Source organism: Streptomyces sp. NRRL F-5126 (genome assembly GCF_000721265.1).
Classification (GTDB): domain Bacteria; phylum Actinomycetota; class Actinomycetes; order Streptomycetales; family Streptomycetaceae; genus Streptomyces.
This window is the reverse complement of sequence record NZ_JOFZ01000004.1, coordinates 495577-520728: the sequence shown is the minus strand read 5'-3', so window position 1 is coordinate 520728 and position 25152 is coordinate 495577. Positions and strand designations below refer to the sequence as shown.

Annotated in this window: 24 protein-coding genes; 18 read left to right on the top strand and 6 right to left on the bottom strand. The window is 72.7% G+C overall.

The genetic code is table 11. The features are described 5' to 3' along the window. Nucleotides 1-69 precede the first annotated feature (69 nt). The 5 genes from IH48_RS0110820 to IH48_RS0110800 all read left to right on the top strand — a co-directional run bounded on the left by IH48_RS0110820 (nucleotide 70) and on the right by IH48_RS0110800 (nucleotide 4467). Nucleotides 70-903, top strand: a complete 834-nt coding sequence (locus IH48_RS0110820; RefSeq protein WP_030902279.1) for a hypothetical protein — start codon at nucleotides 70-72, stop codon at nucleotides 901-903. A 43-nt stretch (nucleotides 904-946) separates the two neighbouring features. Next, nucleotides 947-1513 (top strand): chloramphenicol phosphotransferase CPT, encoded by a 567-nt coding sequence (gene cpt, locus IH48_RS0110815; protein WP_030902276.1) that lies wholly within the window; start codon nucleotides 947-949, stop codon nucleotides 1511-1513. A gap of 118 nt (nucleotides 1514-1631) precedes the next feature. Beyond that, nucleotides 1632-3299 (top strand): MFS transporter, encoded by a 1668-nt coding sequence (locus IH48_RS0110810; protein ID WP_037841469.1) that lies wholly within the window; start codon nucleotides 1632-1634, stop codon nucleotides 3297-3299. A 147-nt stretch (nucleotides 3300-3446) separates the two neighbouring features. Next, a complete protein-coding gene (locus tag IH48_RS33140) occupies nucleotides 3447-3824 on the top strand; it encodes an STAS domain-containing protein (protein WP_030902274.1) in 378 nt (125 codons plus the stop codon). 124 nt (nucleotides 3825-3948) lie between these two features. Continuing rightward, nucleotides 3949-4467, top strand: coding sequence for a hypothetical protein (locus IH48_RS0110800; RefSeq protein ID WP_030902273.1), 519 nt, complete (start codon nucleotides 3949-3951; stop codon nucleotides 4465-4467). A gap of 72 nt (nucleotides 4468-4539) precedes the next feature. Here the strand turns inward: IH48_RS0110800 and IH48_RS0110795 are convergent, their stop codons facing one another. Together IH48_RS0110795 and IH48_RS0110790 are read right to left on the bottom strand one after the other, a co-directional pair. Then, nucleotides 4540-6912 (bottom strand): glycoside hydrolase family 65 protein, encoded by a 2373-nt coding sequence (locus IH48_RS0110795; RefSeq protein ID WP_051839522.1) that lies wholly within the window; start codon nucleotides 6910-6912, stop codon nucleotides 4540-4542. Further along, complete coding sequence (locus IH48_RS0110790; protein ID WP_030902271.1) at nucleotides 6909-7646, bottom strand: HAD family hydrolase; 738 nt, start codon at nucleotides 7644-7646, stop codon at nucleotides 6909-6911. The genes IH48_RS0110795 and IH48_RS0110790 overlap by 4 nt, the downstream gene beginning before the upstream one ends. A 157-nt stretch (nucleotides 7647-7803) precedes the next feature. Here IH48_RS0110790 and IH48_RS0110785 point away from each other — a divergent pair, with 157 nt between their 5' ends. The 8 genes from IH48_RS0110785 (at nucleotide 7804) to IH48_RS0110750 (ending at nucleotide 17853) form a co-directional block, all read left to right on the top strand. Further along, a complete protein-coding gene (locus IH48_RS0110785; RefSeq protein WP_030902269.1) occupies nucleotides 7804-8430 on the top strand; it encodes an alpha-ketoglutarate-dependent dioxygenase AlkB in 627 nt (208 codons plus the stop codon). 81 nt (nucleotides 8431-8511) lie between these two features. Then, a complete protein-coding gene (locus IH48_RS0110780) occupies nucleotides 8512-9717 on the top strand; it encodes a cysteine desulfurase-like protein (protein WP_030902267.1) in 1206 nt (401 codons plus the stop codon). Nucleotides 9718-9730: 13 nt separating this feature from the next. Further along, the gene (locus IH48_RS0110775) at nucleotides 9731-10210 is read left to right on the top strand and encodes a MarR family winged helix-turn-helix transcriptional regulator (protein WP_030902266.1); all 480 of its coding nucleotides are present in this window, start codon (nucleotides 9731-9733) and stop codon (nucleotides 10208-10210) included. Nucleotides 10211-10272: 62 nt separating this feature from the next. Then, complete coding sequence (locus IH48_RS0110770) at nucleotides 10273-11535, top strand: MFS transporter (protein WP_078849609.1); 1263 nt, start codon at nucleotides 10273-10275, stop codon at nucleotides 11533-11535. Between the two features lie 430 nt (nucleotides 11536-11965). After that, the gene (locus IH48_RS0110765; RefSeq protein WP_078849608.1) at nucleotides 11966-13471 is read left to right on the top strand and encodes an FAD-linked oxidase C-terminal domain-containing protein; all 1506 of its coding nucleotides are present in this window, start codon (nucleotides 11966-11968) and stop codon (nucleotides 13469-13471) included. 1 nt (nucleotide 13472) lies between these two features. Continuing rightward, nucleotides 13473-14615, top strand: coding sequence for an FAD-binding oxidoreductase (locus IH48_RS0110760; RefSeq protein WP_030902260.1), 1143 nt, complete (start codon nucleotides 13473-13475; stop codon nucleotides 14613-14615). Beyond that, nucleotides 14616-16118 carry a (Fe-S)-binding protein gene (locus IH48_RS0110755; protein ID WP_078849607.1) on the top strand — a complete coding sequence of 501 codons (1503 nt, stop codon included), beginning with the start codon at nucleotides 14616-14618 and terminating at the stop codon, nucleotides 16116-16118. A gap of 43 nt (nucleotides 16119-16161) precedes the next feature. Beyond that, nucleotides 16162-17853, top strand: a complete 1692-nt coding sequence (locus IH48_RS0110750; RefSeq protein WP_030902256.1) for an L-lactate permease — start codon at nucleotides 16162-16164, stop codon at nucleotides 17851-17853. Between the two features lie 21 nt (nucleotides 17854-17874). On the opposite strand, the gene IH48_RS0110745 is transcribed toward IH48_RS0110750, so the two are convergent. Next, nucleotides 17875-18708, bottom strand: a complete 834-nt coding sequence (locus tag IH48_RS0110745; RefSeq protein ID WP_030902254.1) for an aldo/keto reductase — start codon at nucleotides 18706-18708, stop codon at nucleotides 17875-17877. Between the two features lie 200 nt (nucleotides 18709-18908). Here IH48_RS0110745 and IH48_RS0110740 point away from each other — a divergent pair, with 200 nt between their 5' ends. Then, nucleotides 18909-19298: a DUF805 domain-containing protein gene (locus tag IH48_RS0110740; RefSeq protein WP_234434202.1), complete on the top strand. Its 390-nt coding sequence runs from the start codon at nucleotides 18909-18911 to the stop codon at nucleotides 19296-19298. On the opposite strand, the gene IH48_RS0110735 is transcribed toward IH48_RS0110740, so the two are convergent. Together IH48_RS0110735 and IH48_RS0110730 are read right to left on the bottom strand one after the other, a co-directional pair. Next, nucleotides 19273-20145 carry a serine hydrolase gene (locus tag IH48_RS0110735; RefSeq protein WP_030902251.1) on the bottom strand — a complete coding sequence of 291 codons (873 nt, stop codon included), beginning with the start codon at nucleotides 20143-20145 and terminating at the stop codon, nucleotides 19273-19275. The two genes, IH48_RS0110740 and IH48_RS0110735, sit on opposite strands and share 26 nt — an antisense overlap. 58 nt (nucleotides 20146-20203) lie before the next feature. After that, nucleotides 20204-21508, bottom strand: a complete 1305-nt coding sequence (locus IH48_RS0110730) for a D-arabinono-1,4-lactone oxidase (RefSeq protein WP_234434201.1) — start codon at nucleotides 21506-21508, stop codon at nucleotides 20204-20206. 40 nt (nucleotides 21509-21548) lie between these two features. On the opposite strand from IH48_RS0110730, the gene IH48_RS0110725 reads away from it, so the two are divergent. The 4 genes from IH48_RS0110725 to IH48_RS0110710 all read left to right on the top strand — a co-directional run bounded on the left by IH48_RS0110725 (nucleotide 21549) and on the right by IH48_RS0110710 (nucleotide 24598). Next, the gene (locus IH48_RS0110725; RefSeq protein WP_051839520.1) at nucleotides 21549-22361 is read left to right on the top strand and encodes a YoaK family protein; all 813 of its coding nucleotides are present in this window, start codon (nucleotides 21549-21551) and stop codon (nucleotides 22359-22361) included. 10 nt (nucleotides 22362-22371) lie between these two features. Further along, the gene (locus IH48_RS0110720) at nucleotides 22372-22950 is read left to right on the top strand and encodes an NUDIX hydrolase (RefSeq protein WP_030902246.1); all 579 of its coding nucleotides are present in this window, start codon (nucleotides 22372-22374) and stop codon (nucleotides 22948-22950) included. Nucleotides 22951-22964: 14 nt separating this feature from the next. After that, nucleotides 22965-23723 (top strand): sulfite exporter TauE/SafE family protein, encoded by a 759-nt coding sequence (locus IH48_RS0110715; protein WP_030902244.1) that lies wholly within the window; start codon nucleotides 22965-22967, stop codon nucleotides 23721-23723. An 89-nt stretch (nucleotides 23724-23812) separates the two neighbouring features. Further along, entirely contained in the window at nucleotides 23813-24598 is a 786-nt protein-coding gene (locus tag IH48_RS0110710) for a VOC family protein (protein WP_030902241.1), read from the top strand. Nucleotides 24599-24643: 45 nt separating this feature from the next. On the opposite strand, the gene IH48_RS0110705 is transcribed toward IH48_RS0110710, so the two are convergent. Continuing rightward, the gene (locus IH48_RS0110705; protein WP_234434200.1) at nucleotides 24644-24964 is read right to left on the bottom strand and encodes a UBP-type zinc finger domain-containing protein; all 321 of its coding nucleotides are present in this window, start codon (nucleotides 24962-24964) and stop codon (nucleotides 24644-24646) included. Nucleotides 24965-25152: the final 188 nt, after the last annotated feature.

Here is a 25152-nt window from a genome sequence, read left to right as displayed (position 1 = left end):
TGGTAAGATCCAGGTTTCGATGACTGTGATCGCCCACGTACCCGCCCTGTCCGCCGCCGGGAGGAGCCGGTGACGGGCTACGGCGGAGACCCGGCGGCCGGGCGGCGGCGCTTCCTGCCGGCGTTCCCGCGGCTCCGGCGGCGTGCGGCCGTGGTCGGTTCCGTGGCGGCGGCGTACGACGCGGCGCACGACGGCAGACACGCGGGCACGCGGCCGATGAGCAGGGAGGACGAGCAGCGCGTCCTGCGGGAGTGGGAGGTGCTGCGGGACAGGCTCACGTCGCTGGCGCGGGCGCGCCTCGCCGACGTGGGCGATCTGCTGTCCGATGCGCGCCTGGAACTCCCCGGCGGGGCGGAGCCCGCGGTGCGGCGGGAGTACGAGGCGGCGCTGGAGGCATTCCAGGCGGCGGGCAAGATCCTGGACGAGGCGACGGACCTGCCGGACCTCGCGGCGTCCGTGGTACTCGCCGACCGCGCGGCGGAGCTGTTCGCCGCCGCGCACGCACGTCACGAAGGCAGGCGTCCGCAGAAGAGGGCGGTGCGCTGCTTCTACAACCCGCTGCACGGACGCGCCGAGCCGCCCGGGGCGCACGGAAAGCGAGGCAAGGGCGGCAAGGGCGGCGGACGCGTGCGCGTCTCGCCGCGTGAGGCGGCTGCCGGCCGGCGGCCCGCCTGCTCCTCGTGCCGGCTCGCCATCCTGGCGGACCAGACCCCCGACGTGCTGCCCGCGCTGTTCACCGTCAAGGTGTCCAAGCACCGCACCGCGAAGGTGTTCGTGCCGTACTACGCATTGCCGCAGCAGATGTCGCTGTGGTCGGTGACGGGGTGCGGGGCGTACGACGAGGAGGCGCCGGCCCGCGTGCTGCGCGGGGAGCACCGGCGGCGCGCCGAGGGGGCCCGCTGAATTCCCGGTGACCCGCGGGGATGCCGGGGCTAGGTTGGCCCGTGTGTCCTTCCAGGTGATCGTACTCAACGGTGGTTCCAGCGCGGGCAAGTCCGGGATCGCCCGGTGCCTGCAGCACGTCCTGCTCCCTGAGCCGTGGCTGTCGCTCAGCGTCGACACACTGGTCGACGCGCTGCCGGCCGCGCTGCGCGACGCCGAGGGCGGTCTGACGTTCGAGCCGTCGGGCGAGGTGCGCGTGGGAGCCGGCTTCCGCGAGGTGGAGGCGGCGTGGATCGAGGGGGTGGCGGCCATGGCGCGGGCCGGCGCGCGGGTCGTGGTGGACGAGGTGTTCCTCGGTGGCACCACGTCGCAGGAGCGGTGGGTGGCGCGGCTCGGCGGGCTGCGGGTGCTGTGGGTGGGGGTCAGGTGCGACGCCCGGGTGGCGGCGGGCCGGGAGGCCGCGCGCGGCGACCGGGTGGCCGGGATGGCCGCCGCGCAGGCCGACGTGGTGCACCGGGGCGTGCGCTACGACATGGAGGTGGACACGACCCACACCGAGGCGCGGGACTGCGCCCTGGCCATCGCGGCCCGCGTCGCCCCGCGGGACCGCCCGGCGCCCGGCGGGAATTGACCTCTGCACGTGTCTAGGCCGTACCGACCGGTCGGTACTAGCCTCTCCCCCACCTCGGAGCGGTTGCGGGCGCGGGGTGCGCCCGCACGGCGCGCTCCGGCATGCGCAGGAGGCCCCCATGCCCACCCGTCCTGGCCGTCCCGGCGTCGCCTCCCGGCTGTGGTACCGGGAGTTGCCGCACTATCCGGCGCCGCCCCGGCGGTACGCCAACCTGGCGATCGTCGTGGTGACGACGGTCGTGCTCTACTACATGCTCTACGTGCAGTACGCGGTGGCGACGTCGATCATCACCCACTACGGCATGAGCTACACGTACTTCGTCTGGGTGTCGGTGCTGGGCAACCTCGTCGGCGCGTTCACCTCGCTGGTCGCCGGGCTCGCCGACCGCTGGGGGCGGGCGAACCTGGTCGTCTACGGGCTGCTCGTGGCCGGACTGCTGCTGGTGTTCGCGCTGCCCGCCGCGCCGGACAAGACGCTCTACACGGTGGTGTTCTGCCTGGTGGGGCTCGTCGAGGGGATCGTGCTGGTCGCGACGCCCGCGCTGATACGCGATTTCTCGCCCCAGCTGGGTCGCGCGACCGCGATGGGCTACTGGACGATGGGGCCGGTGCTCGGCTCCCTGGTGGTCACCGTCGTCACCAGCACCACGCTCGACTCCTCGTCGTGGCAGGACGAGTTGCGGTACTCGGGCGTCGCCGGGCTCGTCGTGTTCGCCGCCGCGCTGTTCGCGCTGCGCGAGCTGTCGCCCGGTCTGCGCGGCCAGGTGATGGTCAGCCTGCGCGACCGTGCGCTGGTGGAGGCCCGGGCCCGGCGCGGCGGGGGCGCGGCGGTCGCCCGGGCCGGGTCGCCGTGGCGGCAGATGCTCCACCTCGACGTGGTGGGTTCTGCTGTCGCCATCAGTGTGTTCCTGCTGCTGTATTTCGCGGCTGTGGGCAACTTCGTGGTGTACTTCTCCGCCAACTTCGGCTACAGCCAGCAGCGCACGAACGCGCTGGCCAACTGGTACTGGGGCGCCAACGCGATCGCTCTCGTCGTGGTCGGGCTGCTGTCGGACAGGCTGCGGGTGCGCAAGCCGTTCATGCTGGTGGGTGCGGCCGGCTCGATCGCGGCGACGTCGTACTTCGCGGTCCTCGCCACGCGCCACGCCACGAGCTACTCGACCTTCGCGTGGCTGTTCGTCGCGATCGGTGTCTTCTCGGGCGTGGCCTACGCGCCGTGGATGGCGAGCTTCACCGAGACCGTGGAGAGGCGCAACCCCGCGGCGACGGCGGCCGGCCTCGCGGTGTGGGGCTGGACGCTGCGGATCGTGGTGGCCGCGTCGAGCGCCGTGCTGCCGCTCGTGGTCACCTCCGCGTCACCGCTCGTCGAGCACGGGGAGGCGGTCGCGGCGGCGCAGCACGAAGCGGGCCCGGCGCTGGCGGTGGTGAACGCACACCCGGATCTGTTCGCGCGCCTCGCGAAGTACCCGGCGGGCAAGGCGCCGCAGGAGCTGGCCGCGCGGGCGGCGCGCGAGGTGGGCCCCTCGGGCCTCGCCCTCGTGCGGAAGGCGCAGCCGCAGCTCGACGTACTGCGCCGGTACGGTCCCGAGGTCGCGAGGGCGAGCCGGCAGGGTCCTGGCCAGTGGCAGACGTGGTGGTGGGTGACGGTGGGCGGCCAGGTCGTGTTCGTCCCGTTCGTCTTCGTCATGGCGGGACGCTGGAGCCCGCGCCGGGCGAGAGAGGACGAGCGGCGCCACCGGGAGGCCGTGGCGGACGAGGAGCTGGCGCTGGCGGGCGACGGGACCTGACGCGCCGCCGGCGGCCCTGACGCCGCGGCTCTGTTCAAGCCGGGCGTTCGGTGAGACGGTGGGGGCCGGGCGCCTGCCCGGCCCTACTGGCCGGCGGCCCCGAGGCCATCAGGCAGGTGTGGCCGCACCCGGAGAGGGGGAAGCGGCATGTCCACGATGACTTGCACCTCCGCGCGCCACGCCCGTGCCGTCGTACTGTCACCGCACGGCGATCTCGACTTCGGCGCGCTTCCGCTGCTGTGCCGGGCTCTCGCCGAGGTGCCGGCCGGCACGCGCGAGGTGACGCTCGACATGAGCGACGTGCCCTTCATGGACATCGCGGGCGTCCATCTGATGGAGGAGCTGCGCCTGTTCGGGCTGCGGCGCCGGGCGAGTGTGGAGACCGTCGGCTGGCAGCGTCAGCCACTGCGCGTGCTGCGCCTGAACGGCAGGGCCGCGCGGGACGGCCGGTACCGGGTGAGCGCGGCGTGCGTCCTGGTGCACCGCCGCGTGCGTCCGGACGGCGGGGACGGCCCGGCCGGCTGAGCCGTCACGGATCGTCCCGGCTCTGTAACAGGCCGGCGTCCGTACAACTCCCCCCGTGGGTCGGCAGTCTGACGATGTGTGGCGTTGACCGACGCCACTACTGCCAAGAGCAGGGGGAACAACGATGAAGTTCACTCAGCGTGGTGCCGTGGCCGGAGCCGCTCTCGCGGGTCTGGCGTGTGCCGGCGTGGTCCTCGCGCCCGCCGCCGGGGCCGCTCCGTCCTCGGGTGCCGCCCCCGCCGCGACCGCCTCCGCCGCCTCGCACGCGGTGCCGGCAGCGGCGGCTGTCACCACCGGGGCGAAGGCCCCGGCCGTCGCCTACAACAATGTCTGCGGCTCCGGGTACGGCGTGGTCAACTCCGCGCCGATCGGGACCGCGGGCACCGTCTACCTCACCTACAGCTCGAAGACCAAGAAGAACTGCGTCGTCACCGTGCGCAGCAGGCCGGGCGCCGCGGTCCACATGACGGCGTCCGTCGGCATCGGCACGCACACGCACGACGTCATCGACTCGGGCAACTACACGACGTACGCGGGTCCCGTGTACCTCTACGCGCCGGGCCAGTGCGTCAGCTGGCGCGGCGAGATCGCGGGCGCGGTCGCGGGCAAGAACCAGACGAACTGCGCGGCTCTCGCGCGCTGACGCCCGTGCGGGCGGTCCGGGAACCACCGGGCCGCCCGCACCCGCACGGACATGTGCCCGCATGCGCCGTGCTCAGGCGCCTTCGCGGTCGAAGGGCTGCTGGTGGTCGTGCGAGGGTGCGCGGCCCGGCGGCTGGGCGGGCGCCGGGTGCACGGACCACACGGGCAGCTTGCGCTCCACCGGGGCCCCGGCCGTCACGGTGATCCGCTCCCCGCAGTGCTTGAGCGGCAGCGGGTCGCCCTCGAGGAGTGTGTACGTGACCGACGACGTCCTGATCTCCACGGCCAGCCTGCGCCCGAAGATGTGCATCTTGAAGGCGAGCCGGCGCAGCCGCTCGGGCAGCTTCGGGGTGAACTCCAGGTCGTCACCGCGGTGGCGCATGCCGCCGAACCCCGCGACCAGCGCCATCCAGGTTCCGGCGAGCGACGCGATGTGCACGCCGTCCCTGGTGTTGTTCTCCGTGTCCTCCAGATCCAGCAGCGCCGCCTCGACCAGGTAGTCGTAGGCGAGCCTGAGGTGGCCGACCTCCGCGGCCACCACGGACTGGACGCATGCGGACAGCGACGAGTCGCGGACTGTCAGGGGCTCGTAGTAGGCGAAGTTGCGCGCCTTGTGGTCCGCGTCGAACTCCTCGCCTCGCAGGTACATCGCCAGCACCAGGTCGGCCTGCTTGACGACCTGTTTGCGGTAGAGGTCGAAGTACGGGAAGTGCAGCAGCAGCGGGTACTGGTCGGGGCGCGTGCCCGCGAAGTCCCACTGCTGGTGGCCGGTGAAGCCCGCGTGCTGCTCGTGCACGCGCAGCTCACTGTTGTACGGCTTGTTCATGGCGTCGGCGGCGTCGCGCCAAGCGGCGCTCTCCTCGTCGTCCACGCCGAGTTCCGCCGCCCTGCGCGGGTGGCGCTCCACCGCGTCGGCAGCGTGCCTGAGGTTCGCGCGGGCCATCAGGTTCGTGTACGTGTTGTCGTCCATCGCGGCGCTGTACTCGTCGGGACCCGTGACCCCGTCGATGTGGAAGACGCCGTGGTGGTCGTGGTGGCCGAGCGAGCGCCACAACCGTGCGGTCTCGACGAGGAGTTCGACGGCGATCTCGCGTTCGAACCCCTCGTCGCCCGTCGCCGTGACGTAGCGGACGGCGGCGTCGGCGATGTCCGCGTTGACGTGGAAGGCGGCCGTGCCGGCGGGCCAGTACGCGGAGCACTCGGACCCCTCGATGGTGCGCCAGGGGAACGCGGCGCCCTCAAGGCCGAGTTGCTCGGCGCGGTCCAGGGCCGCGGGCAGCGTGCTGTGCCGCCACCGCAGGGCCTCCTCCACGGCGTGCGGCGACGTGTAGGTGAGCAGCGGCAGGACGAAGGTCTCGGTGTCCCAGAAGCTGTGCCCGTCGTAGCCCGATCCGGTCAGTCCCTTCGCGGGGATGGCGCGCTGCTCCGCCCGCGCGCCCGCCTGCAGGACGTGGAAGAGCGCGAAGCGCACGGCCTGCTGGACTTCCTCGTCGCCGTCCAGCTCCACGTCGGCCCTGGACCAGAAGTCGTCGAGGTAGTGGCGCTGTTCCGCGACGAGGCCGTCCCACCCCGTGGACATGGCCTGGGCGAGCGCCGCGTCCACCTGGTCTCGTACGCCCGGCAGTGAGCGGGTGGACGACCAGCCGTAGGAGACCGTCTTCTCCAGGCGCAGCACCTCGCCAGGCTGCAGCTGGGCCGTGCACGTCACCCGTCCGACGTCGTCCCCGCTCTCGCTGCTCGTGCGCGTCGAATCGGGGCCGGTGACGACGTGGTCGGCGGCCACGGCGACCCGCAGCCCGCTGCGCGCGGTGGTGTGGACGAGCCTGACCCGTGCGTCGGTGGCGAAGTGCTCCTCGGAGACCAGCGGCGACTCCAGCGCGACCGCGGCGCGCGGGTCGCCGTCGGAGCGCGGCAACTGCTCGTTGGCCATCAGCTCGGACTGCACGACGAGGCGCACGTCGCTGTCGACGGCCTCGACCTCGAACCGCACGGCGGCGATGGCACGCTGGGTGAAGGAGACCAGGCGGGTTGAGCGGACCTTGACGGCGCAGCCCGCGGGCGAGACCCACTCGCACGTCCTGTGCAGCAGCCCGGTCCTGAAGTCGAGTACGCGCTCGTGGGAGCGGACGGTGCCGTAGCGCAGGTCGAACGGCTCGTCGTCCACGAGCAGCCGGATGATCTTGCCATTGGTGACGTTGATGACCGTCTGGCCCGACTCGGGATATCCGTAGCCCGCCTCCGCGTAGGGCAGCGGGTGCAGTTCGTGGACGCCGTTGAGGTAGGAGCCGGGCAGGCCGTGCGGCTCGCCCTCGTCGAGGTTGCCCCGCCAGCCGACGTGGCCGTTGGAGAGGGCGAAGACGGACTCGCTCTGCGGCAGGACGTCGAGGTTGATGCCGCACTCCCGCAGGACCCACGGCTCGACGGTGTAGTTGGAGTGCTTGATCATGCGTCCGTCCCCAGGTCGGCGAGGTCCTTCACCACGATGTCGGCGCCGTGGGCGCGCAGCGCGTCCGTCTGTCCCACCCGGTCGAGGCCGACGACGTAGCCGAAGTGCCCCGACCTGCCGGCGTCCATGCCCGCGAGGGCGTCCTCGAACACGGCGCTGTCCGCCGGGTCCACGTCGAGGTCGTGCGCGGCGGCGAGGAACGTGTCGGGGCGCGGCTTGCCCGGCAGCCGCCGCTCGGCCGCGACGATGCCGTCGATGCGGACCTCGAAGAGGTCCTCCGCGTGCACGGAGCGCAGGATGTCACGGCAGTTCGCGCTTGAGGAGACGACGGCGGTGCGCAGGCCGCGCTCGCGCGCGTCCCGCACGTAGCGCAACGTCCCCTCGTACGGTTCGACCCCGTCGGTGCGGATCTTCGCCAGCACCAGGGTGTTCTTGCGGTTGCCGAGCCCGTGGACGGTGTCCTTGTCCTCGGGGTCGCCGTCCGCGCCCTCCGGAAGTTCGATGCCGCGCGAGGCAAGGAAGGAGCGCACCCCGTCCGCGCGGGGCAGGCCGTCCACGTACCGGTCGTAGTCGTCCGGGGTGAACGGGCGGAAGTCCGCGCCGTCCCGTCGTCGCAGGAATTCGTCGAACATCTCCTTCCACGCGGCGGCGTGCACGACGGCGGTCTTGGTGATGACGCCGTCGAGGTCGAACAGACAGGCCCGGATGTGTTCGGGCAGACCCAGGTTCTTCATGGCACCCACCTTCCCCCGCCGGCGCGGATCTCCTCCCGCGGACGCGCAGATGAGGCGCGTTCCACTCGCGGAGCCGCAGGTCGGACGGGCATGTGTGACGCGCGCCACGGAGAGCTCTAATGGCACACATGTTCGGTTTTCGCGTTACGCTGGCCCCATGTCCGTTCCACTCCAGGGTTCGCTCTTCGACCAGGACGCGGCGCCCGGGCTCGGGCCGCTCGCCGCCGCCCGGCGGACGGCGCTGGGCGACGGGGCGTGGATCGACCTGCTGCCCTCCTGGCTGACGGGGGCCGACGAGGTCTTCGGCACGCTTGCCGCCGACGTGCCGTGGCAGGCCGAGCGGAGGCGGATGTACGAGCGCGAGGTCGCGGTACCCCGGCTGCTGTGCTTCTACCGTGCGGGCGCGCCGCTGCCGCATCCCGCGCTGGCCGAGGCGCGTGATGCGCTCACCGCGCACTACGCCGGCGAGCTGGGCGAGCCGTTCACCACCGCCGGGCTCTGCTTCTACCGGGACGGCCGCGACAGCGTCGCCTGGCACGGCGACCGCGTCGGGCGCGGGTCGCGCGAGGACACCATGGTGGCGATCGTCTCGGTGGGACAGCCGCGCGATCTGGTCCTGCGGCCGCGCGGCGGCGGCAGCGCACGGCGTGTCCCGCTCGGCCACGGCGACCTGGTGGTGATGGGCGGCTCGTGCCAGCGCACGTGGGAGCACGCCATCCTCAAGACCGCCCGCCCGGTGGGCCCTCGCATCAGCATCCAGTTCAGGCCGCACGGCGTGCGCTGACAGCCGATGACGTGCGACGACGCGCCTCCTGGCACAGGGGCCGCGGCGCGTGCACGGCCGGGTCGGATCTACCGTGGGCCCGTGAGCTACGACATCGCCTCCATACGCGCCCGGTTCCCCGCCCTCGACAGCGGCGTCGCCTTCTTCGACGGTCCGGGCGGCACGCAGACACCCCGGCCCGTCATCGACGCCGTCGCCGCGGCCATGTGCGCGCCGCTGTCCAACCGCGGCCGGCTGACGGCCGGCGAGGTGAACGCCGACCGGATCGTCACCGGCGCCAGAGCCGCGCTCGGCGACCTGCTGGGCGTCGCGCCCGGCGGTGTCGCGTTCGGCCGTTCCGCGACGCAGCTGACCTACGACCTGGCGCGCACGCTCTCGCGCGGCTGGGCGCCGGGCGACGAGGTGGTCGTCACCCGCCTCGACCACGACGCGAACATCCGGCCGTGGGTGCAGGCCGCGGCCCGCGTGGGCGCGACCGTACGGCACGCGGACTTCGACCCGGAGACCGGCGAGCTGACGGTCGCGGACATCGAGGCGGTGCTCGGCGACCGGACGCGTCTCGTGGCCGTGACCGCGGCCTCCAACCTGATCGGGACCCGGCCGCCGGTCACCGCGATCGCCGAGGCGGTCCACGCGGCCGGCGCCCTGCTGCACGTGGACGGCGTCCACCACACGGCGCACGCGCCGGTGGACCTGGCGACGCTGGGCGCGGACACCTACGTCTGCTCCACGTACAAACTCCTCGGCCCGCACCTGGGCGTGCTGGCGGCGGACCCCGCCTTCCTCGAAGGGCTGCGGCCCGACAAGCTGCTGCCGTCCTCGGACGCGGTGCCCGAGCGGTTCGAGCTCGGCACGCTGCCGTACGAGCTGCTGGCGGGCGCGGAGGCCGCCGTGGACTTCCTCGCCGGACTCGCGGGCTCCACGGAGGGGACGCGTCGGCAGCGCCTCGCCGGGGCCTTCGACGCGCTGGAGGGCCACGAGAACGCGCTGCGGGCACGCATCGAGTCCGGCCTCGCCGAGCTGCCCGGCTTGACCGTGCACTCGCGGGCGAAGGATCGCACGCCCACGCTGCTCGTGACGTTCGCGTCACGGGACGCGGCCGGCGCCTACCGCTTCCTCGCCGAGCGGGACGTCGCCGCGCCCGCGTCGTCCTTCTACGCGCTGGAGGCCTCGCGCAGGCTCGGCCTCGGGGACACGGGCGGCCTGCGCGTCGGCATCGCCCCGTACAACGACGCACAGGACGTGGACCGCCTGCTCGCGGGCCTGGCAAGTTACATAGGTGCGTGATACAACTTAAAGGGTGAGTGAGGAAGAACCCCCTCAGGACGACATGGCCGACTTCATCGAGGCGGCCGCGCTGCTGACCATCCGGTATCTGATGGCCCGCGACGTCAGCCTCAGTGCGGCGGCCACGCTCAGCAGGCTGTCCCGCACGGGTCCCGCGCGGCTGACGGCGCTGGCCGCCGAGGAAGGGTCGTCGCAGCCGTCGATGACCCAGCTGGTGCAGCGCCTCGAACGGCATGGCCTGGTCAGCAGGGTCAAAGACCCGGACGACGGGCGCGTTGCGCTGCTGTCGATCACCGACGCGGGGCGGGTGCTGCTCGACGAGCGGCGCCGCACCCGCACGCGGCGGCTGAAGGCCCTGCTGCGCACCCTCTCCCCCGAGGACGGCGCCGCACTCACCGAGGCGGCGCGGCTCGGCATGCCCGCACTGCGCCACCTCGCGGAACGCGCCGCCGGCAGCGACGCCGACGGCCCCGCGGGCGCACCGCCCGGCTGACGGTCCCCCGCACGGAGCGTTCCGCGTCCCACCCGTCCCCCGTCCCCTGTCTGGAGCTGCACGTGTCGTCACAACCCGGCGCTGTGAGCCCGTTCCGCCAACCGAAGGCCGTCTGGGCCGTGGCCTTCGCCTGCGTCATCTCGTTCATGGGCATCGGCCTCGTGGACCCGATCCTGCCCGCGCTGGCCAGCGGCCTCAAGGCGTCGCCGAGCCAGGTCACGCTGCTGTTCACCAGCTACCTCGTGGTCACCGCCGTCGCGATGCTCTTCACCGGCTTCGTCTCCAGCCGGATCGGCGCCAAACGCACGCTGGTCGCCGGTCTTGCGATCATCGTGGTCTTCAGCGCGCTGGCCGGGGCGTCCGGCAGCATCGGCGGGATCGTCGGCTTCCGTGCCGGCTGGGGGCTCGGCAACGCGCTGTTCATCGCGACCTCGCTCGCCGTCATCGTCGGCTCAGCGAGCGGCGGCTTCGCCGGAGCGATCATCCTGTACGAGACGGCGCTCGGCATAGGCATCGCCATCGGGCCGCTGCTCGGTGGCGAGTTGGGCGGGATCAGCTGGCGCGGGCCGTTCTTCGGCGTCGCGGTGCTGATGGCGATCGCGCTGGTGGCGACGGTGGTGCTGGTGTCGCCCACACCGAAGCCGCAGCGCAAGCAGTCGATCGTGGAGCCGCTGAAGGCGCTGCGCCACCGCGGCCTGCTGACGATGGGTCTGACGGCGCTGCTGTACAACTGGGGCTTCTTCACGGTGCTCGGCTACGCACCCTTCCCCATGCACCTGGGAACACACCAGTTGGGCTACGTCTTCACCGGCTGGGGCGTGCTGGTCGCGTTCTTCGCCGTGTTCGGCGCGCCATGGCTGCAGGCGAAGCTGGGCATCGCGAAGGCCCTCTACCTCAACCTGGCCCTGTTCGCGCTCGACATCCTGGCGATCGCGGTGTTCACGGACCACAAGACGGGCCTGATCGTCGCCGTGATCGTGTCGGGCGCCTTCATCGGGATCAACAACACGATCACGACCCAGGCCGTGATGACCGTCTCCCCCGTGGAGCGTCCGACGGCCTCGGCCGCCTACGGCTTCGTGCGGTTCATCGGCGGCGGTCTCGCGCCGTTCGCCGCGGGCAAGCTGGCCGAGCACTTCAACGTGCACGTGCCGTTCTACCTGGGCGCCGCCGCCGTGGCGGTGGCCATCGGCGTGCTGGCCACGGGCCACTCGCTGCTCGCCGCCGCCGAACACAACCAGCGCGCAGACCTGGCATCGCACGCCGGCGACGAGGAGCGGCTCGTGGAGCAGGCCGAGGCGGAGGACGTCGGGTCGAGCAGCTGATCCGTCATGCGGCCGAGGGGCCGGCGCCGCGGTGGGAACGCCGCGGCGCCGGCCCCTCGGCCGCATGTGGCGCGTGTGGCGCCTGTGGTGGCGGCCCGGGGCGCACGCGAGCGGTGGGGCGGCGCCTTCCATGCGGTCAGGACGACCGTCCCACCATGTGGTTGAGCCGGAAACCATGTGCCGCACCGACCTTGACACAGCACCCGCGGAGCAGCAGGCTTCCGGCATCCGATAGATCCATACCGGTATCCGGTAGCGGCGCGCCGGGTGTACGTCGAAGCGGTGATCCGTCGCGCCACGCCCGCGAAACGCCGACCGGAGCCGGGCGCGAAGGAGGAGACGGCAGGACAGTGGGCCTCGCGGCGCCGCGGCCACGCCAGGCCATGGCACCCGAAGAAGCCAACGGCAGGCCTCAGAACGAGGAGACGCGATGAGTCGGCATCTGGTTCGGGCGGGCGCCACGGCGCCGGATGAGACCGCGCCGCGCGCGCTGCTGCTGGCCCAGCGGCTGCGCGGGCGCATCGGCGCCGACAAGGTGCTGACCGACCCCGCCCAGCTGCGGACGTACGAGTGCGACGGCCTCGCCACGTTCCGGGTGCGGCCCGCCGTCGTCGTTCTGGCGGGAGACCGCGACGACGTCGTGGAGACGGTACGCATGTGCGCGGCGGACGGCGTGCCGTTCGTGGCGCGCGGCAGCGGCACGGGGCTGTCCGGCGGCGCGATGCCCGTCGCCGACGGCGTGCTGATCGTGCTCTCGCGGCTGCGTCGCATCGTGTCCGTCGACCCGGACAACGCGCGCGTCGAGGCGGAGCCGGGCGTCATCAACCTCTGGGTGACGCGGGAGGCGGCGCCGTACGGGCAGGCGTACGCGCCCGACCCGTCGTCACAGCAGGTCTGCTCGATCGGCGGCAACGTCGCGGAGAACGCGGGCGGCGCACACTGCCTCAAGTACGGCTTCACCGTGAACCATGTGACGGGCGCCGAGGTCGTCCTGCCGGACGGCGAGGTGGTGCACCTCGGCGGCACCGCGCCCGAGCACCCCGGGCTCGACCTGCTCGGCGCGTTCGTCGGCAGCGAGGGAACACTCGGCATCGCCACGCGGGTGACGGTGCGCACGATCCAGGCGCCCGAGGCGGTGCGCACCATGCTGGTGGGCTTCCGCACCGTCGCCGACGCCGCCGGGACGGTCAGCGACATCATCGCCGCCGGGATCCTGCCCGCGGCGGTCGAGATGATGGACGCACTCGCCATCGAGGCGGCCGAGGCCGCGGTCAGCTGCGGCTACCCCGAAGGCGCGGTCGCCGTGCTCGTCATCGAACTCGACGGGCCACTGGCCGAGGTGGAGGAGCAGTTCCGGCAGGTCGAGACCATCGCGGACGCGCGCGGCGCCTTCGAGACGCGGATCGCGAAGGACGACACGGAGCGCGCCCTGATGTGGCGCGGACGCAAGTCGGCGTTCGCCGCCGTGGGCCGGATCAGCCCCGCGTACTACGTGCAGGACGGCGTCATCCCGCGCACCCGGCTGCCCGAGGTGCTCAGCGAGATCGGGCGGCTCGCCGACGAGGCGGACGTGCGCGTCGCCAACGTCTTCCACGCGGGCGACGGCAACCTCCACCCGCTCATCCTCTTCGACGACACGGTGCCGGGGGCCGCCGAGGCCGCCGAGGAACTCGGCTTCGCGATCCTCGACCTCTGCGTCGACCTCGGCGGTTCGATCACCGGCGAGCACGGTGTCGGTGTGGAGAAGAAGTCGAGGATGGCGCGGCAGTTCACATCCGCGGACCTCGACACCATGCAACTGGTGCGGTGCGCCTTCGATCCCGCGGGGCTCGCCAACCCGGGCAAGCTGTTCCCGACGCCCCGGCTGTGCGGCGAACGCCCCGGCGTGCGCACCGCGGCGGACACGCACGACCCCGCCCTCGGCGAGGTGTTCTGACGTGGCGCCAGTGACGGGCGGGGCCCGGGACGCCGTCGCGGGCGTGGCGGCCGGCGACGTGGTGGCGCCCTCGAGCGCCGACGAGGTCGCCGAGGTCCTGCGCTCGACGCGCGGCAGCGTGGTGGCGGTCGGCGCGGGGACGAAGACGGGCTGGGCGGCGCCGCCGTCCTCCTGCGACCTGCTGCTGCGCACGTCGGGCCTCGGCCGCATCGTGGAACACGTCCCCGGAGACCTGATCGCGGTGGCGGAAGCGGGCGTCCGGCTCGACACGCTCCAGAAGCGGCTGGCCGAGCACGGCCAGATGCTGGCGCTCGACCCGCCGGAGGAGGGCGCCACGCTGGGCGGGATCGTCGGCGCGAACGCGTCGGGGCCGCGCAGGCTGCGCTACGGCACGGTGCGCGACCTGCTCATCGGGGTGCGTGTGGTACTCGCGGACGGCACGGCGGCCCGTTCGGGCGGGAAGGTCGTCAAGAACGTCGCGGGGTACGACCTCGGCAAGCTGTACACCGGAGCCCACGGAGCGCTGGGCATCGTGGTCTCCACGGTGTGGCGGCTGCACCCGCTGCCGAAGGCCTCGGGCGCCGTGATCGTGCCGGTGGCGGACGGCGCGGAGGCCGGCCGGCTCGCCGCGCTCGTGGCGCGCTCCACGCTCACGCCGACCGCCGTGGAACTGCGGTTCCACGACGGGGCGTGGGAGCTCGTGCTGCTCTTCGAGTCGATCGAGGCGTCCGTTCGGGCCCAGTCGGCGGAGGCGCTCCGGCTGCTCGGCGGTGGCGAGCGCGCGGCCGCGCCCCCCGCGTGGTTCGGGCGGCGGCCCGAGGGCCCGCTCGTGCTGCGCCTCGCCCACGCGCCCGCGGCGCTGCCGCACATTCTGGCGGCGCTGCCCGGCGCCGCTCGTGGCACCGCCTCCGCCTGCACCGGCGTGGCCTACGCGGCGGTGCCGGAGGAGACCGACCTGGCGGCGCTGCGGGCGGCGATCGCGCCCTACGACGGCTCCGCCGTGGTGGTCGCCTCGCGCGAGCCGCGGGACGCGGCGGCCCACTGGGGGCCTGTGACCGACTCGTTCGGTCTGATGACACGCGTGAAGGACCAGTTCGATCCGGCGCGGCGGCTGTCGCCCGGCCGCTTGCTCGGAGGGCTCTGAATGGCCATGGCACAGGACGCGGAAGGCCCCGGTCGAGGCGAGGGCGGCGCGGTCTCCGCGACGGCGGCTGCCGCGACAGTCGGCCTCGGAATGCCGGGCAGCGGTCCACCGCCCGACGGCGCCTTCGACGCGCTGCGCCCGCCGGACGCCGCGCTGATCGGCGACTGCGTGCATTGCGGGTTCTGCCTGCCGACCTGCCCCACCTACGTGCTGTGGGGCGAGGAGATGGACAGCCCTCGCGGCCGGATCGACATCATGAAGGGCGGTCTGGAGGGCGACGCCTTCGACGCGGGCAGCGTGCGCCACCTCGATCAGTGCCTCGGCTGCATGGCGTGCGTGACGGCCTGCCCGTCCGGCGTGCAGTACGACAAGCTGATCGAGGCGACCCGGGCTCAGCTGGAGCGCCGGGTCGAGCGGCCCCGCGCCGAGCGGCTGCTGCGCACGGCGGTGTACTCGGTGTTCCCCCATCCGCGCCGGCTGCGTGCCCTGCGCGGGCCGCTGCGCGCCTACCAGGCCACGGGGCTCGGACGGCTGCTGGCCCGGACGGGCGTGCTCGGGCGGCTGCCCGAGCCGCTGCGCGCCATGGAGTCGCTGGCGCCGAAGCTGGGACGGATGAAGGCACTGCCGGCGCGCGTTCCCGCTCGGGGCACCCGCCGCCGCACGGTCGGCCTGCTGACCGGCTGCGTGCAGGGTGCGTTCTTCCCCGACGTGAACGCGGCGACCGTGCGCGTACTCGCGGCCGAGGGGTGCGACGTCATCGTGCCGCGACGTCAGGGGTGTTGCGGCGCGCTGTCGGCACACGCGGGTCGCGAGGGCGAGGCGCTCGCGTTCGCGAAGCGCGCGATCGAGACGTTCGAGGCGGCCCGGGTGGAGACGGTCGTCGTGAACGCGGCGGGCTGCGGATCCCATCTCAAGGAGTACGCGCACCTGCTGCGCGACGAGCCCGGCTGGCCCGAGCGTGCGCGGGCGATGGCGGCGAAGGTCAGGGACATCACCGAGCTGCTCGACGAACTCGGGCCGGTCGCGAAGCGCCACCCGCTGCCGATGAGGGTCGCCTACCAGGACGCCTGCCACCTCGCACACGCCCAGCGGGTGAGGGAGCAGCCGCGGCGGCTGCTGCGCGGCGTGCCCGGCGTGGAGCTCAGAGAACCGGCGGAGGCGGAGATCTGCTGCGGCAGCGCGGGCACCTACAACCTGCTGCACCCGGGACCTGCCCGCGAGCTCGGCGAGCGCAAGGCGAACGCCGTGCTGGCCACGGGCGCCGAGGTGATGGTGACGGCGAACCCGGGGTGCTGGATGCAGGTGGCGACGACGCTCGCCGCCATGGGCGAGCGCATGCCGGTCGCGCACACGATCCAGGTCCTCGACGCTTCGATCCGCGGCGTCCCCGTCGAACGGCTCCTCGCGCGCGCCCTCGACGGCCCGGGCACCGCGCTGCCCGCCTCGGGGACGTCCCCGGCCGCACGCCCGGGCGCCGGGCCCGCAGTCTCCCCGCCGTCCTAGACGCCGGGGCCGCAGTTTCTCCGCCGTCCCAGAAGGGATGCACATGCTGCTTGCCGACTATCAACAGGGCTACAGCCCGATAGCGGACTCGGTCGGATGGTCGTCGCTGGTCGCGATCCTTCCGCTCCTCGTCCTGTTCGTGCTGCTCGGCGTCCTGCGCATGCGGGCCTGGCTCGCCTCGCTGATCGCCACGGCGGTGGCCGTCGTCACCGCGGTCGCCGCGTACTCGATGCCGATCGGGGACGCTCTGAACAGCGGCGCGCTGGGCGCCGCGAACGGTTTCTTCCCGATCATGTGGATCGTGATCAACGCGATCTGGGTCTACAACCTCACCGTCGCGACAGGCCACTTCGACGTGCTGCGCAGGTCGTTCGCGTCCGTGAGCGACGACCAGCGGGTGCAGGCGATCATCATCGCGTTCTGCTTCGGCGCGCTGATGGAGGCGCTGGCCGGGTTCGGCACGCCGGTCGCCATCAGCTCCGTCATGCTGATCGCACTGGGGTTCAAGCCGCTCAAGGCTGCCACGGTCTCCCTGGTCGCCAACACCGCGCCTGTCGCGTTCGGCGCGATCGCCGTGCCCATCACCACGCTCGCCGGCGTGACGAACCTGCCGGTCGACCACCTGGGCGCGATGGTCGGGCGCCAGACCCCGGTGCTCTCGGCGTTCGTGCCGCTCGTGCTGGTGCTGATCGTGGACCGCAGGAAGGGGCTGCGGCAGGCCTGGCTGCCCGCCGTCGTGGCCGGTGTGGTCTTCGGTGTGTTCCAGTACCTCTCCTCCAACTTCTGGTCGGTGCAACTGGCCGACATCATCGCGTCGTTGGTTGCCGCGCTCGCGGTGGTCCTGTTGACCAGGGTGTGGCAGCCGAAGGAGACCTACCAGGAGGCGGGACGCGAGAACGGCGCCGCCCCCGAAGCATCGCCGCATGCCGCGGACGACGCCGCCCGGCCGGCTCGCGACACACCGTTCGAGGTGTTCCGCGCCTACGTGCCCTACCTCGTGATCATCGTGGTGTTCGTACTGGCGACACGCGTCCCGGCCATCCAGGGCAAGCCGCCATCCGGTGTGGGCGACGCATCCGGCACCGGCATCGAATCGGTGACCCGGATCGTCAACTGGCCGGGCCTGCACATAACCAACGCCGCCGGTGATGCGGTGGGCACGACGTTCAAGCTCAACTACCTGTCGACGGCAGGGAGTCTGCTGCTGATATCCGGCCTCGTCACCCTGCTGATCCTCGGCGTCGGCCCGGGCCGCGCGCTCAAGGCATACGGACGGACCCTGAACCAGCTGAAGTTCGCCATCGTGACGGTGATGCTGGTGCTTGGCCTCGGCTTCATCATGAACGAGTCGGGGCAGACGACCACGCTCGGCGTGTGGGTCGCGGGCGCGGGCGGGTTGTTCGCCTTCCTCTCGCCGATCCTCGGCTGGTTCGGCGTCGCGGTGACCGGCTCCGACACGTCCTCCAACTCGCTGTTCGGCGCCTTGCAGATCACCGCCGCGCACCAGGCCGGTCTCTCACCGACGCTGATGGCCGCGGCCAATTCGTCGGGTGGTGTGCTCGGCAAGATGATCTCGCCGCAGAACCTGGCGATCGCGGCGTCGGCGGTGGGCATGCAGGGCAAGGAGGGCATCATCTTCCGCAGGGTCATCGGCTGGTCGCTGGTGTTCCTGCTGTTCATGTGCGTGCTCGTGTACCTCCAGTCGACACCGGTGCTCGGCTGGATGGTGGTGTGACGGCGCGCAGGGGCGCGGCCGTCAGGACGACGGGTTGAACGTGTCCGGGTCGAAGCCCCTGCGCTCGTTCCTGTTGAGCGCCGAGATCTGTGCGATGTCGTCCTCGCTGAGCGCGAAGTCGAACAGGTCGAAGTTCTCCTTCACACGCGCCGGCGTGACCGACTTCGGGAAGACGATGTCGCCCCTGTCGATGTGCCACCGCAGCGTCACCTGGGCCGGGGTCTTGCCGAGCCGCTCGGCCATGGAGGTGATCACCGGGTCGCCGAGCACGGCGCCCTGGGCGATCGGCGACCACGCCTGCGTGGCGATCTCGTGCTCCGTGTCGAAGGCGCGCAGCTCGTCCTGCGTGAGGTAGGGGTGGATCTCGATCTGGTTGAGCGCCGGCACGATCGTGGAGTTGTCCAGCAGGCGCCGCAGGTGGTGCGGCTGGAAGTTCGACACGCCGATCACGTTCACGTCGCCCGAGCGGTACATCTCCTCCATGGCGTGCCACGTCTCGACGAAGTCGCCGACCTTCGGCAGGGGCCAGTGGATCAGGAAGGCGTCGACGTGGCCGATGTCGAGCGTCTCCAGCGTGCGACGGAAGGCCCGCTGCGCGACCTCTGGCTCGTGCGCGTCGTTGTCGAGCTTGCTGGTCACGAAGATCTCGGTGCGGTCGAGGCCCGAATCCCTGACCGCCTGGCCGACTTCCCGCTCGTTCCCGTACATCTGCGCGGTGTCGATGTGGCGGTAGCCGACCTCGAGCGCGGTCAGGACCGCCGCACGGGTGTCCTTCGGGGGGATCTGGAACACCCCGAAGCCCAGTTGAGGGATGCCGACACCGTTGTTGAGGGAGATGGTCGGTACCTCGGTCACGTTCGTTCCTCCATCGTGGGTGTTTCGGCCCTCGCCCCTTTCGGGTCCCCCGCGCACGCCTTCGGAAACGTGTACCCGGCAGTCACCACCCGCTCGGCGCACATCCGCGGTGCCGCGCCAGGCGCTGCCGGGCGTCGTCCAGGACGGGACGAGGGGGCGCCGGCCGTATGGAACACTGACCGCCGAAAGACCGTTCGAGCGTGGGGGCAGCCCTGTACTGGTACATCGAAGTCCTGAAGAAGTACTCCGTGTTCACGGGGCGTGCGCGCCGCCGGGAGTTGTGGATCTACGCGGTCGTCAGTCTCGTGGCGGCGTACGTGGTGGGCTTCGCGGGTTCGGTGGCCGGGATCTCCGAGCACCTGGAGGACGCCTACGGCCTCGCGGTGCTGGTGCCGACGGTGGCGGTGCTGACGCGCAGGCTGCACGACACGGGCCGCTCGGCGTGGTGGCTGCTGGTGCCGCTGGTTCCGCTGGTCGGCACGCTCCTCTTCCTCGTCGTGCTCTGCCTCGGCGGGGACGGCGGCGGCAATCGCTACGGGGCGGCTCCCGGACAGGCCGGGCCGGTCAGCCCTTCAGCCCCAGCGCGGTGACGGCGGCGCGCGCGCCCTTCTCCACGAGGGAGACCCCGGAGGGCATGTCCGCGTTGCCTGACGACAGGGCCGCGAGCAGCACCCGGTGCCCGCCGACCGTGACGAGTCCGATGCTGTTGATGTCCCACTTCTTCGTGGCGCTGCGCGGCAGCCAGCCGTTCTTCAGCCCCTCGGCCCTGCCGGCGGCCGAGACGCCCCACCGCTGGTCCTTCTCGACCTGGCTCATCAGCGTGCGCGCGTAGGAGCGCGAGGCCGCGCTCAGCGGCGAGTGGCCGCCGTAGACGGCGGAGAGCAGGGTGAGCTGGTCGTGTGCGGTGGTCTGGGTGAGCCCCCACAGGCCGCCCGCGCCCGCTGTGGTGCGGGTGAGGCCGATGCGGCGGTTGGCCCGGGTGAGGCCCGAGGTCCCGCCGATGGTGTCCCACAAGGCGTCGGTGGCCTTGTTGTCACTGGCCCTGATCATGTCGCCGGCGAGGCTCTTCTGCTTCGCGGTGAGTGGGCGGCCGGCGTCCTGCGCCCGCAGGAGCAGCGCCGCGAGTATGTCGACCTTGACGATGCTCGCGGTGTCGTGGACGGGTTCCGACGCCGTCCGGTACCCGGCCCTGTGGCCGTCGGTGAGGTCGAGTGCCGCGATGGAGAGCGCCGCGGACGAGCCCTTGCTCAGAGTGATGGGGATCTCGTGCACGGACCCTTCCGGCTGTTCGGCGGCGGCGCGGCCGTGGGCGGGTGAGGCCGCGAATGCGTGGTCGGCGGCCGTCCATCCCGCCAGGAGCAGGGCGACGGCCGCCGACGTGCCGAGCAGGCGGCGGCGCCGCACGGGGGCGTGCGTGGTCGACAGGGGCCGGGGCATACGGGCGAGCGTAGGAAGTCCGGCCGTGCGAAAACCACCGTTTCCCGTGCACGAAAAATCACACTGCCGGGTCCCTGTCGAAGAGGCGGCGCGTGTAGTCGTTGCGGAACGTGCCGGACGGGTCGAGCGTGCCGGCCAGCGCCCGGAAGTCCTCGTAACGCGGATAGAGCTCCCGCAGCCGGTCGCCGCCGGTGAGGAAGACCTTCCCCCAGTGCGGACGTGCGGCGAAGGGGGCGAGCGCCTCCTCGATGGCGGCGAGCGCCGGGGCGACCGCGTCGATGTCCTGGACCCAGGTGAAGTGGAACGCGACCGAGTCGCGGCCCTGCGCGGGGTCGAGCCACAGGTCGGTGGCCGCGACGGTGCGGATCTCGCCCACCAGGAGGACGGGCGCGATGCGGTCGGCCACCGCGCGCAGCGCCTCGAAGGCGGCGGGGCCGTCCTCGCGGGCCACGAAGTACTCGCTCTGGAGTTCGTCGCCTTTGCTCGGGGTGAACTCCGCCCTGAAGTGGGGCAGCCGCTCGTGCCAGGGGCCGGCGTCGCCGCCCTGTACGGTGCAGTGCGCCGGGTCCACGCCGGGCACGGGGTGGCGCGGTCCTTCGGCGAGGCGCGCGCCGTGCCAGACCGGTGGCGCCGCCCCGTCGGCGCCGGGCCCCGGGTCGCCCACGCGCTGCTTGAGCCACACCTGGTCGGCCTCGTCGCCCTGCCAGCGTGTGAACACGCTGACGCTGTAGGCGGATGTGAGTATCTCGTCGAAACGCTCGGCCAGCACGGCGTGCGGCAGCCCCTCGTACACCCACTGCCGCACGTCGAAGGCGGGTACCAGGTCGAGGGTGGCGCGGGTGACGACGCCGAGCGAGCCGAGGGCGACGACGGTACCGGGGAAGTCCTCGTCGCCGCGCTCGAAGGTGCGCAGGTCGCCGTCGGCCGTGACGAGTTCCACCGCGCGCACGGCGGTGGCGAGGGAGCCGTTGCCCGCGCCTGACCCGTGCGTGCCGGTCGCGCAGGCGCCGGCCAGCGAGATGTGCGGCAGCGATCCGAGGTTGTGCAGGGCGAGCCCGGCCCGGTGCAGCGCCCCGGTGAAGGCGGCGAACCGCAGTCCGCCGGAGACCGTCGCCGTGCGCGCCGCCGGATCGATGTCGACGCACGCGGGCAGTCCTGCGACGGACACCTGATCGCCCGTGGTGTCCGCGATCGTGTTGAAGGAGTGCCCGCTGCCGAGCACCCGCACGGAGCTGCTCGCGGCCACGGTCTCGCGGAGCTCGTCGACGGTGGCGGGAGTACGCAGGCTCGCCGCGTGGAAAACGATGTTCCCGGCCCAGTTGGCGGGGATCCGGTCGGGTGTCGCTCCGGGTGTACGGCGCACGGCTGTCTCCTTGACTGCGTTCGGACGTGCTCGAATCGGCATGGCACTCGTCGTCCTCGTGCACGCCGGGAGCTGGAAGAACTCTGACACGGCCGGTAGGGACCGGTGGAAGGCAGGTGGCGATGTGGCCGGGCGACTGCCCGTCGCGGCACGGTGTGCCGTCCCCGGGCTGCTGATGCTCACGTTCGCGACCGGGCTGGTGGACGCGTTCTGCTACCTGGGACTCGGCCGCGTGTTCGTCGGCAACATGACGGGCAACGTGCTGCTCCTGGGTTTCTCGGTGGCCCCCGGCTCGGGGCTGCCGGTCGCCGACCCGCTCGTGGCGATGGCCGCGTTCGTGGTCGGCGCCCTTCTCGGCGGACGGATCGCGGGGCCGGCCGAGGCGGTCGGCCGGCGGCCTGGTGCGGTGTTCGCGGCGGAGGCCGCGGTGTTCACGACGCTGGCGGTGCTGCTCGCCAGGGGCGTGCTCGGCATGGCCGGCCCCGGGCGCTCCGTGCTCATCGTGGCGCTCGCGGTCTGCCTGGGCGCGCAGACCTCGCTGGTGCGGCTCATGGGGTCGCGTGACGTCACCACGACCGTCATCACTCAGTCGCTCGCCGGGTGGGCGGCGAACACCGCGGTCGGCGAGGGCGGGCGCGCCACGCAGCTGCGCAAGGCCGCATCGGTGGTGACGATGCTCGCCGGTGCGGCCACGGGCGCGTTGCTGCTCCGGGTGACGACGGGGGGCGTCCTGGGCCTCGCGGCGGCCCTCGCGGCGTGCGCGGCCGCGCTCTTTCTGCTGGCCCGCCCGCTCGCGGCCGAGACGGAAGCCGAGCCGGAAAAGGACGCGACCGGCGGGCAGGACCGGCCGTAGCCTCAACGCCATGGCGACGACCGAGGACACCCTCGACGACCTGCTCGCGACATACCGGCCGCGCACGCCCATCGAGGCCGAACACGTGCGTGCCGCCCGCGCTCTGGCCACCGCGGCGCCGGACCCGTGGTCGCGGGCGCTGCCCCTGCACGCGACCGCGTCCGCGCTGATCGTCCATCCCCCGACCCGCAGGGTGCTGCTGCGGTGGCACGCACGCCTGGGAGCCTGGCTCCAGGTCGGCGGGCACGGCGACCCCGGCGAGAGCGCGCCGCTCGCGATCGCGCTGCGGGAGGCCCGGGAGGAGACGGGTCTGGCGGACCTCGAACCGTGGCCGGACGCCTCGCCGCGCCACGTCGCGGTCGTACCCGTACCCGCGGGCGGCGGCGAACCGGCGCACGAACACGCCGACCTGCGCTTCGTGTTCGCGACGGCCGATCCCGGCTCGGCGCGCCGGGAGAACGCCGAAGCGCCGCTGTGTTGGCTTGGTATCGAGGAGGCGCGGGAGAGGACGGCGCAGGCCAATGTGCGGGAATCCCTGGCGCGGGCCGCGTACCTGCTGACCGCCGCCGGCGGCAGCGGCCGGGTATAGCGTCCGGGTTCGCCATGGAACTGTCGCTCTGGGGGTACGCCGCGCTCGCCGCGGCCACGGCGCTCGTCGGGTTCTCCAAGACCGCCGTCAGCGGTGCCAACACCGTGTCGCTCGCCGTCTTCGCGGCGGTTCTGCCCGCGCGTGCGTCGACGGGCGTGCTGCTGCCGTTGCTGATCGCGGGTGACCTGGTGGCCGTGGCGAGCTACCGGCGGCACGCGCACTGGCCCACGCTGCTGCGGCTGTTCCCCGCCGTCGCGGCGGGCGTCGTGGTCGGCACCGGCTTCCTCGTGTGGGCGGGCGACGCGGTGGTGCGCGTCTCGATCGGCGCGATCCTCATCCTCATGGCGTGCGTCACGATGTGGCGCAGGCGTGCGGCCGCACGGCGGGAGGGCGCCGATCAGGAGCCGGACACGGGTACCGGGCGCGCCAGGGCACGGTCGTACGGGGTGCTCGGCGGGTTCACGACGATGGTGGCCAACGCGGGCGGTCCCGTCATGTCGATGTATCTGCTTTCCGCGGGGTTCGGCAAGTGGCGCTTCCTCGGCACGTCCGCGTGGTTCTTCCTCGTCGTCAACGTGTCGAAGCTCCCTTTCAGTGCGGGTCTCGGCCTGATCGACGGCCATTCGCTGCTGCTCGACCTCTCGCTCGCCGTGTTCATCGTCCCCGGCGCGTACGTCGGCCGGCGCTGCGCCGCCCGGCTCGACCAGCGGCTCTTCGAACGTCTTGTGATCGCGGCGACGCTGCTCGGCGGCGTCGAGCTGCTGCTGCGGTGATCGCCGCGGGCCTCCCCCGTGAGTCACGGCCCGCCGCGCACTGGCAAAATCAGGGCTCGGGACGTCGTCGACCGGGTGGAGACAGCTGCATGGAACAGGACGAGAAGACCGGTTCGGACACGGTGACCGGCGCGCCCTGCTGGGTAACGCTGCTGTCCCGCGAGCTGTCCACCGCGCAGGCGTTCTACTCCGACGTACTGGGCTGGACGTACCGGGACACGAGCCTCGGCGACAACTTCTGCGTCGCGCTCACGAACGGCTCGCCGGTCGCGGGCATCGGCGGCGTCGCCTCGTCGCTGCAGGTCGCCGCCGCGTGGACGCCGTACTTCGCGGTATCGGACGTCGACGCCGCGGCGGCCAGGATCAGGGAGCGCGGCGCGACGGTCGCCGTGGGCCCCCTCGCGTTCCACACGGGACGTGCCGCGCTGGCGACCGACCCGGACGGCGCCGCGTTCGGCATCTGGGAGGGCGCTGTGCGTTCCGACTGGACCGTGGGACAGGGGTCCGCGCCCGCATGGCTCGAGTTGCGCACGCGTGACGCGGCGGGCGCGACCCGCTTCTACGACGAGGTGCTCGGCTGGTCGGGGGACGCGCGCAGCGCCCTGTCCCCCGCGTACGAGGACGGGAACGCGGTACTGCGGCAGCACGGCCACATGGTGGCGCGCATCAGCGAGGGTGCGGTGCCCGCGTCGGCTGATCCGCAGGTCAGACCCCGCTGGCACGTCTACTTCCGGGTACAGGACGTGGGCGCTTCGGTGGCTGCCGCGGTGGCGGCCGGCGGCGGTCTCGTGAGCCCGGCCACCGAAGGCGAGCAGGAGCGCGACGCGACGCTGCGTGACCCCGACGGCGCGCTGTTCACGGTGACACCGGCCTGACGACGGCCTGCTCCGGGCGGCGCCCGGGGGCACGCGGCCCGCGGATCAGAGCGGCCTGACCGGTCCCATGCCCTCGACCTCGAAGGCGACGCCGTCCTCGTAGCACCACCACCAGCCCTCGCCCGGCTCGTAGCTGCGGACCAGCGGGTGGCCCGTCGCCTCGTAGTGTGCCGTGGCGTGCTTGTTCGCGGAGGAGTCGCAGCAGCCGATGTGGCCGCAGCTCTGGCATTCGCGCAGGTGCACCCAGGTGTCGCCGGCGGCGACGCACTCGGGGCAGCTGTCCGCGCTGTCCGCCGTCACGGGCTCGACGTCCGCCAGATGGCTGCAGATCGCCATCTGGCTCGCGAGGCCTTCGTTCTCCGCCATGGTGCTGTCCGCCCGTCCCGTCCTGTCCGGTCACGTCGCGTAGTCGTTCGCACCTCAACCGTACGGCCGTGCGCACCGTACCGCCAGCAGGACGGGCCGGGGCGCCATGACCGCCCGTACCCGTTCGGGTGCCTTGTCAGCGATGCCGGGCCGGAGAAGCCCGAGAAGGCAGCGCCGGGGGGGCGCAG

Excerpts from the sequence above, each read along its gene's own strand:
- IH48_RS0110705 (WP_234434200.1), bottom strand. The coding sequence starts at position 24,964 with ATGGCGGAGAACGAAGGCCTCGCGAGCCAGATGGCGATCTGCAGCCAT.
- IH48_RS0110765 (WP_078849608.1), top strand. The coding sequence starts at position 11,966 with ATGAGTCGGCATCTGGTTCGGGCGGGCGCCACGGCGCCGGATGAGACC.
- IH48_RS0110795 (WP_051839522.1), bottom strand. The coding sequence starts at position 6,912 with ATGATCAAGCACTCCAACTACACCGTCGAGCCGTGGGTCCTGCGGGAG.
- IH48_RS0110720 (WP_030902246.1), top strand. The coding sequence starts at position 22,372 with ATGGCGACGACCGAGGACACCCTCGACGACCTGCTCGCGACATACCGG.
- IH48_RS0110735 (WP_030902251.1), bottom strand. The coding sequence starts at position 20,145 with ATGCCCCGGCCCCTGTCGACCACGCACGCCCCCGTGCGGCGCCGCCGC.
- IH48_RS0110710 (WP_030902241.1), top strand. The coding sequence starts at position 23,813 with ATGGAACAGGACGAGAAGACCGGTTCGGACACGGTGACCGGCGCGCCC.
- IH48_RS0110785 (WP_030902269.1), top strand. The coding sequence starts at position 7,804 with ATGTCCGTTCCACTCCAGGGTTCGCTCTTCGACCAGGACGCGGCGCCC.
- IH48_RS0110750 (WP_030902256.1), top strand. The coding sequence starts at position 16,162 with ATGCTGCTTGCCGACTATCAACAGGGCTACAGCCCGATAGCGGACTCG.
- IH48_RS0110790 (WP_030902271.1), bottom strand. The coding sequence starts at position 7,646 with ATGAAGAACCTGGGTCTGCCCGAACACATCCGGGCCTGTCTGTTCGAC.
- IH48_RS0110810 (WP_037841469.1), top strand. The coding sequence starts at position 1,632 with ATGCCCACCCGTCCTGGCCGTCCCGGCGTCGCCTCCCGGCTGTGGTAC.
- IH48_RS0110800 (WP_030902273.1), top strand. The coding sequence starts at position 3,949 with ATGAAGTTCACTCAGCGTGGTGCCGTGGCCGGAGCCGCTCTCGCGGGT.
- IH48_RS0110725 (WP_051839520.1), top strand. The coding sequence starts at position 21,549 with ATGGCACTCGTCGTCCTCGTGCACGCCGGGAGCTGGAAGAACTCTGAC.
- IH48_RS0110755 (WP_078849607.1), top strand. The coding sequence starts at position 14,616 with ATGGCCATGGCACAGGACGCGGAAGGCCCCGGTCGAGGCGAGGGCGGC.
- IH48_RS0110715 (WP_030902244.1), top strand. The coding sequence starts at position 22,965 with ATGGAACTGTCGCTCTGGGGGTACGCCGCGCTCGCCGCGGCCACGGCG.
- IH48_RS33140 (WP_030902274.1), top strand. The coding sequence starts at position 3,447 with ATGTCCACGATGACTTGCACCTCCGCGCGCCACGCCCGTGCCGTCGTA.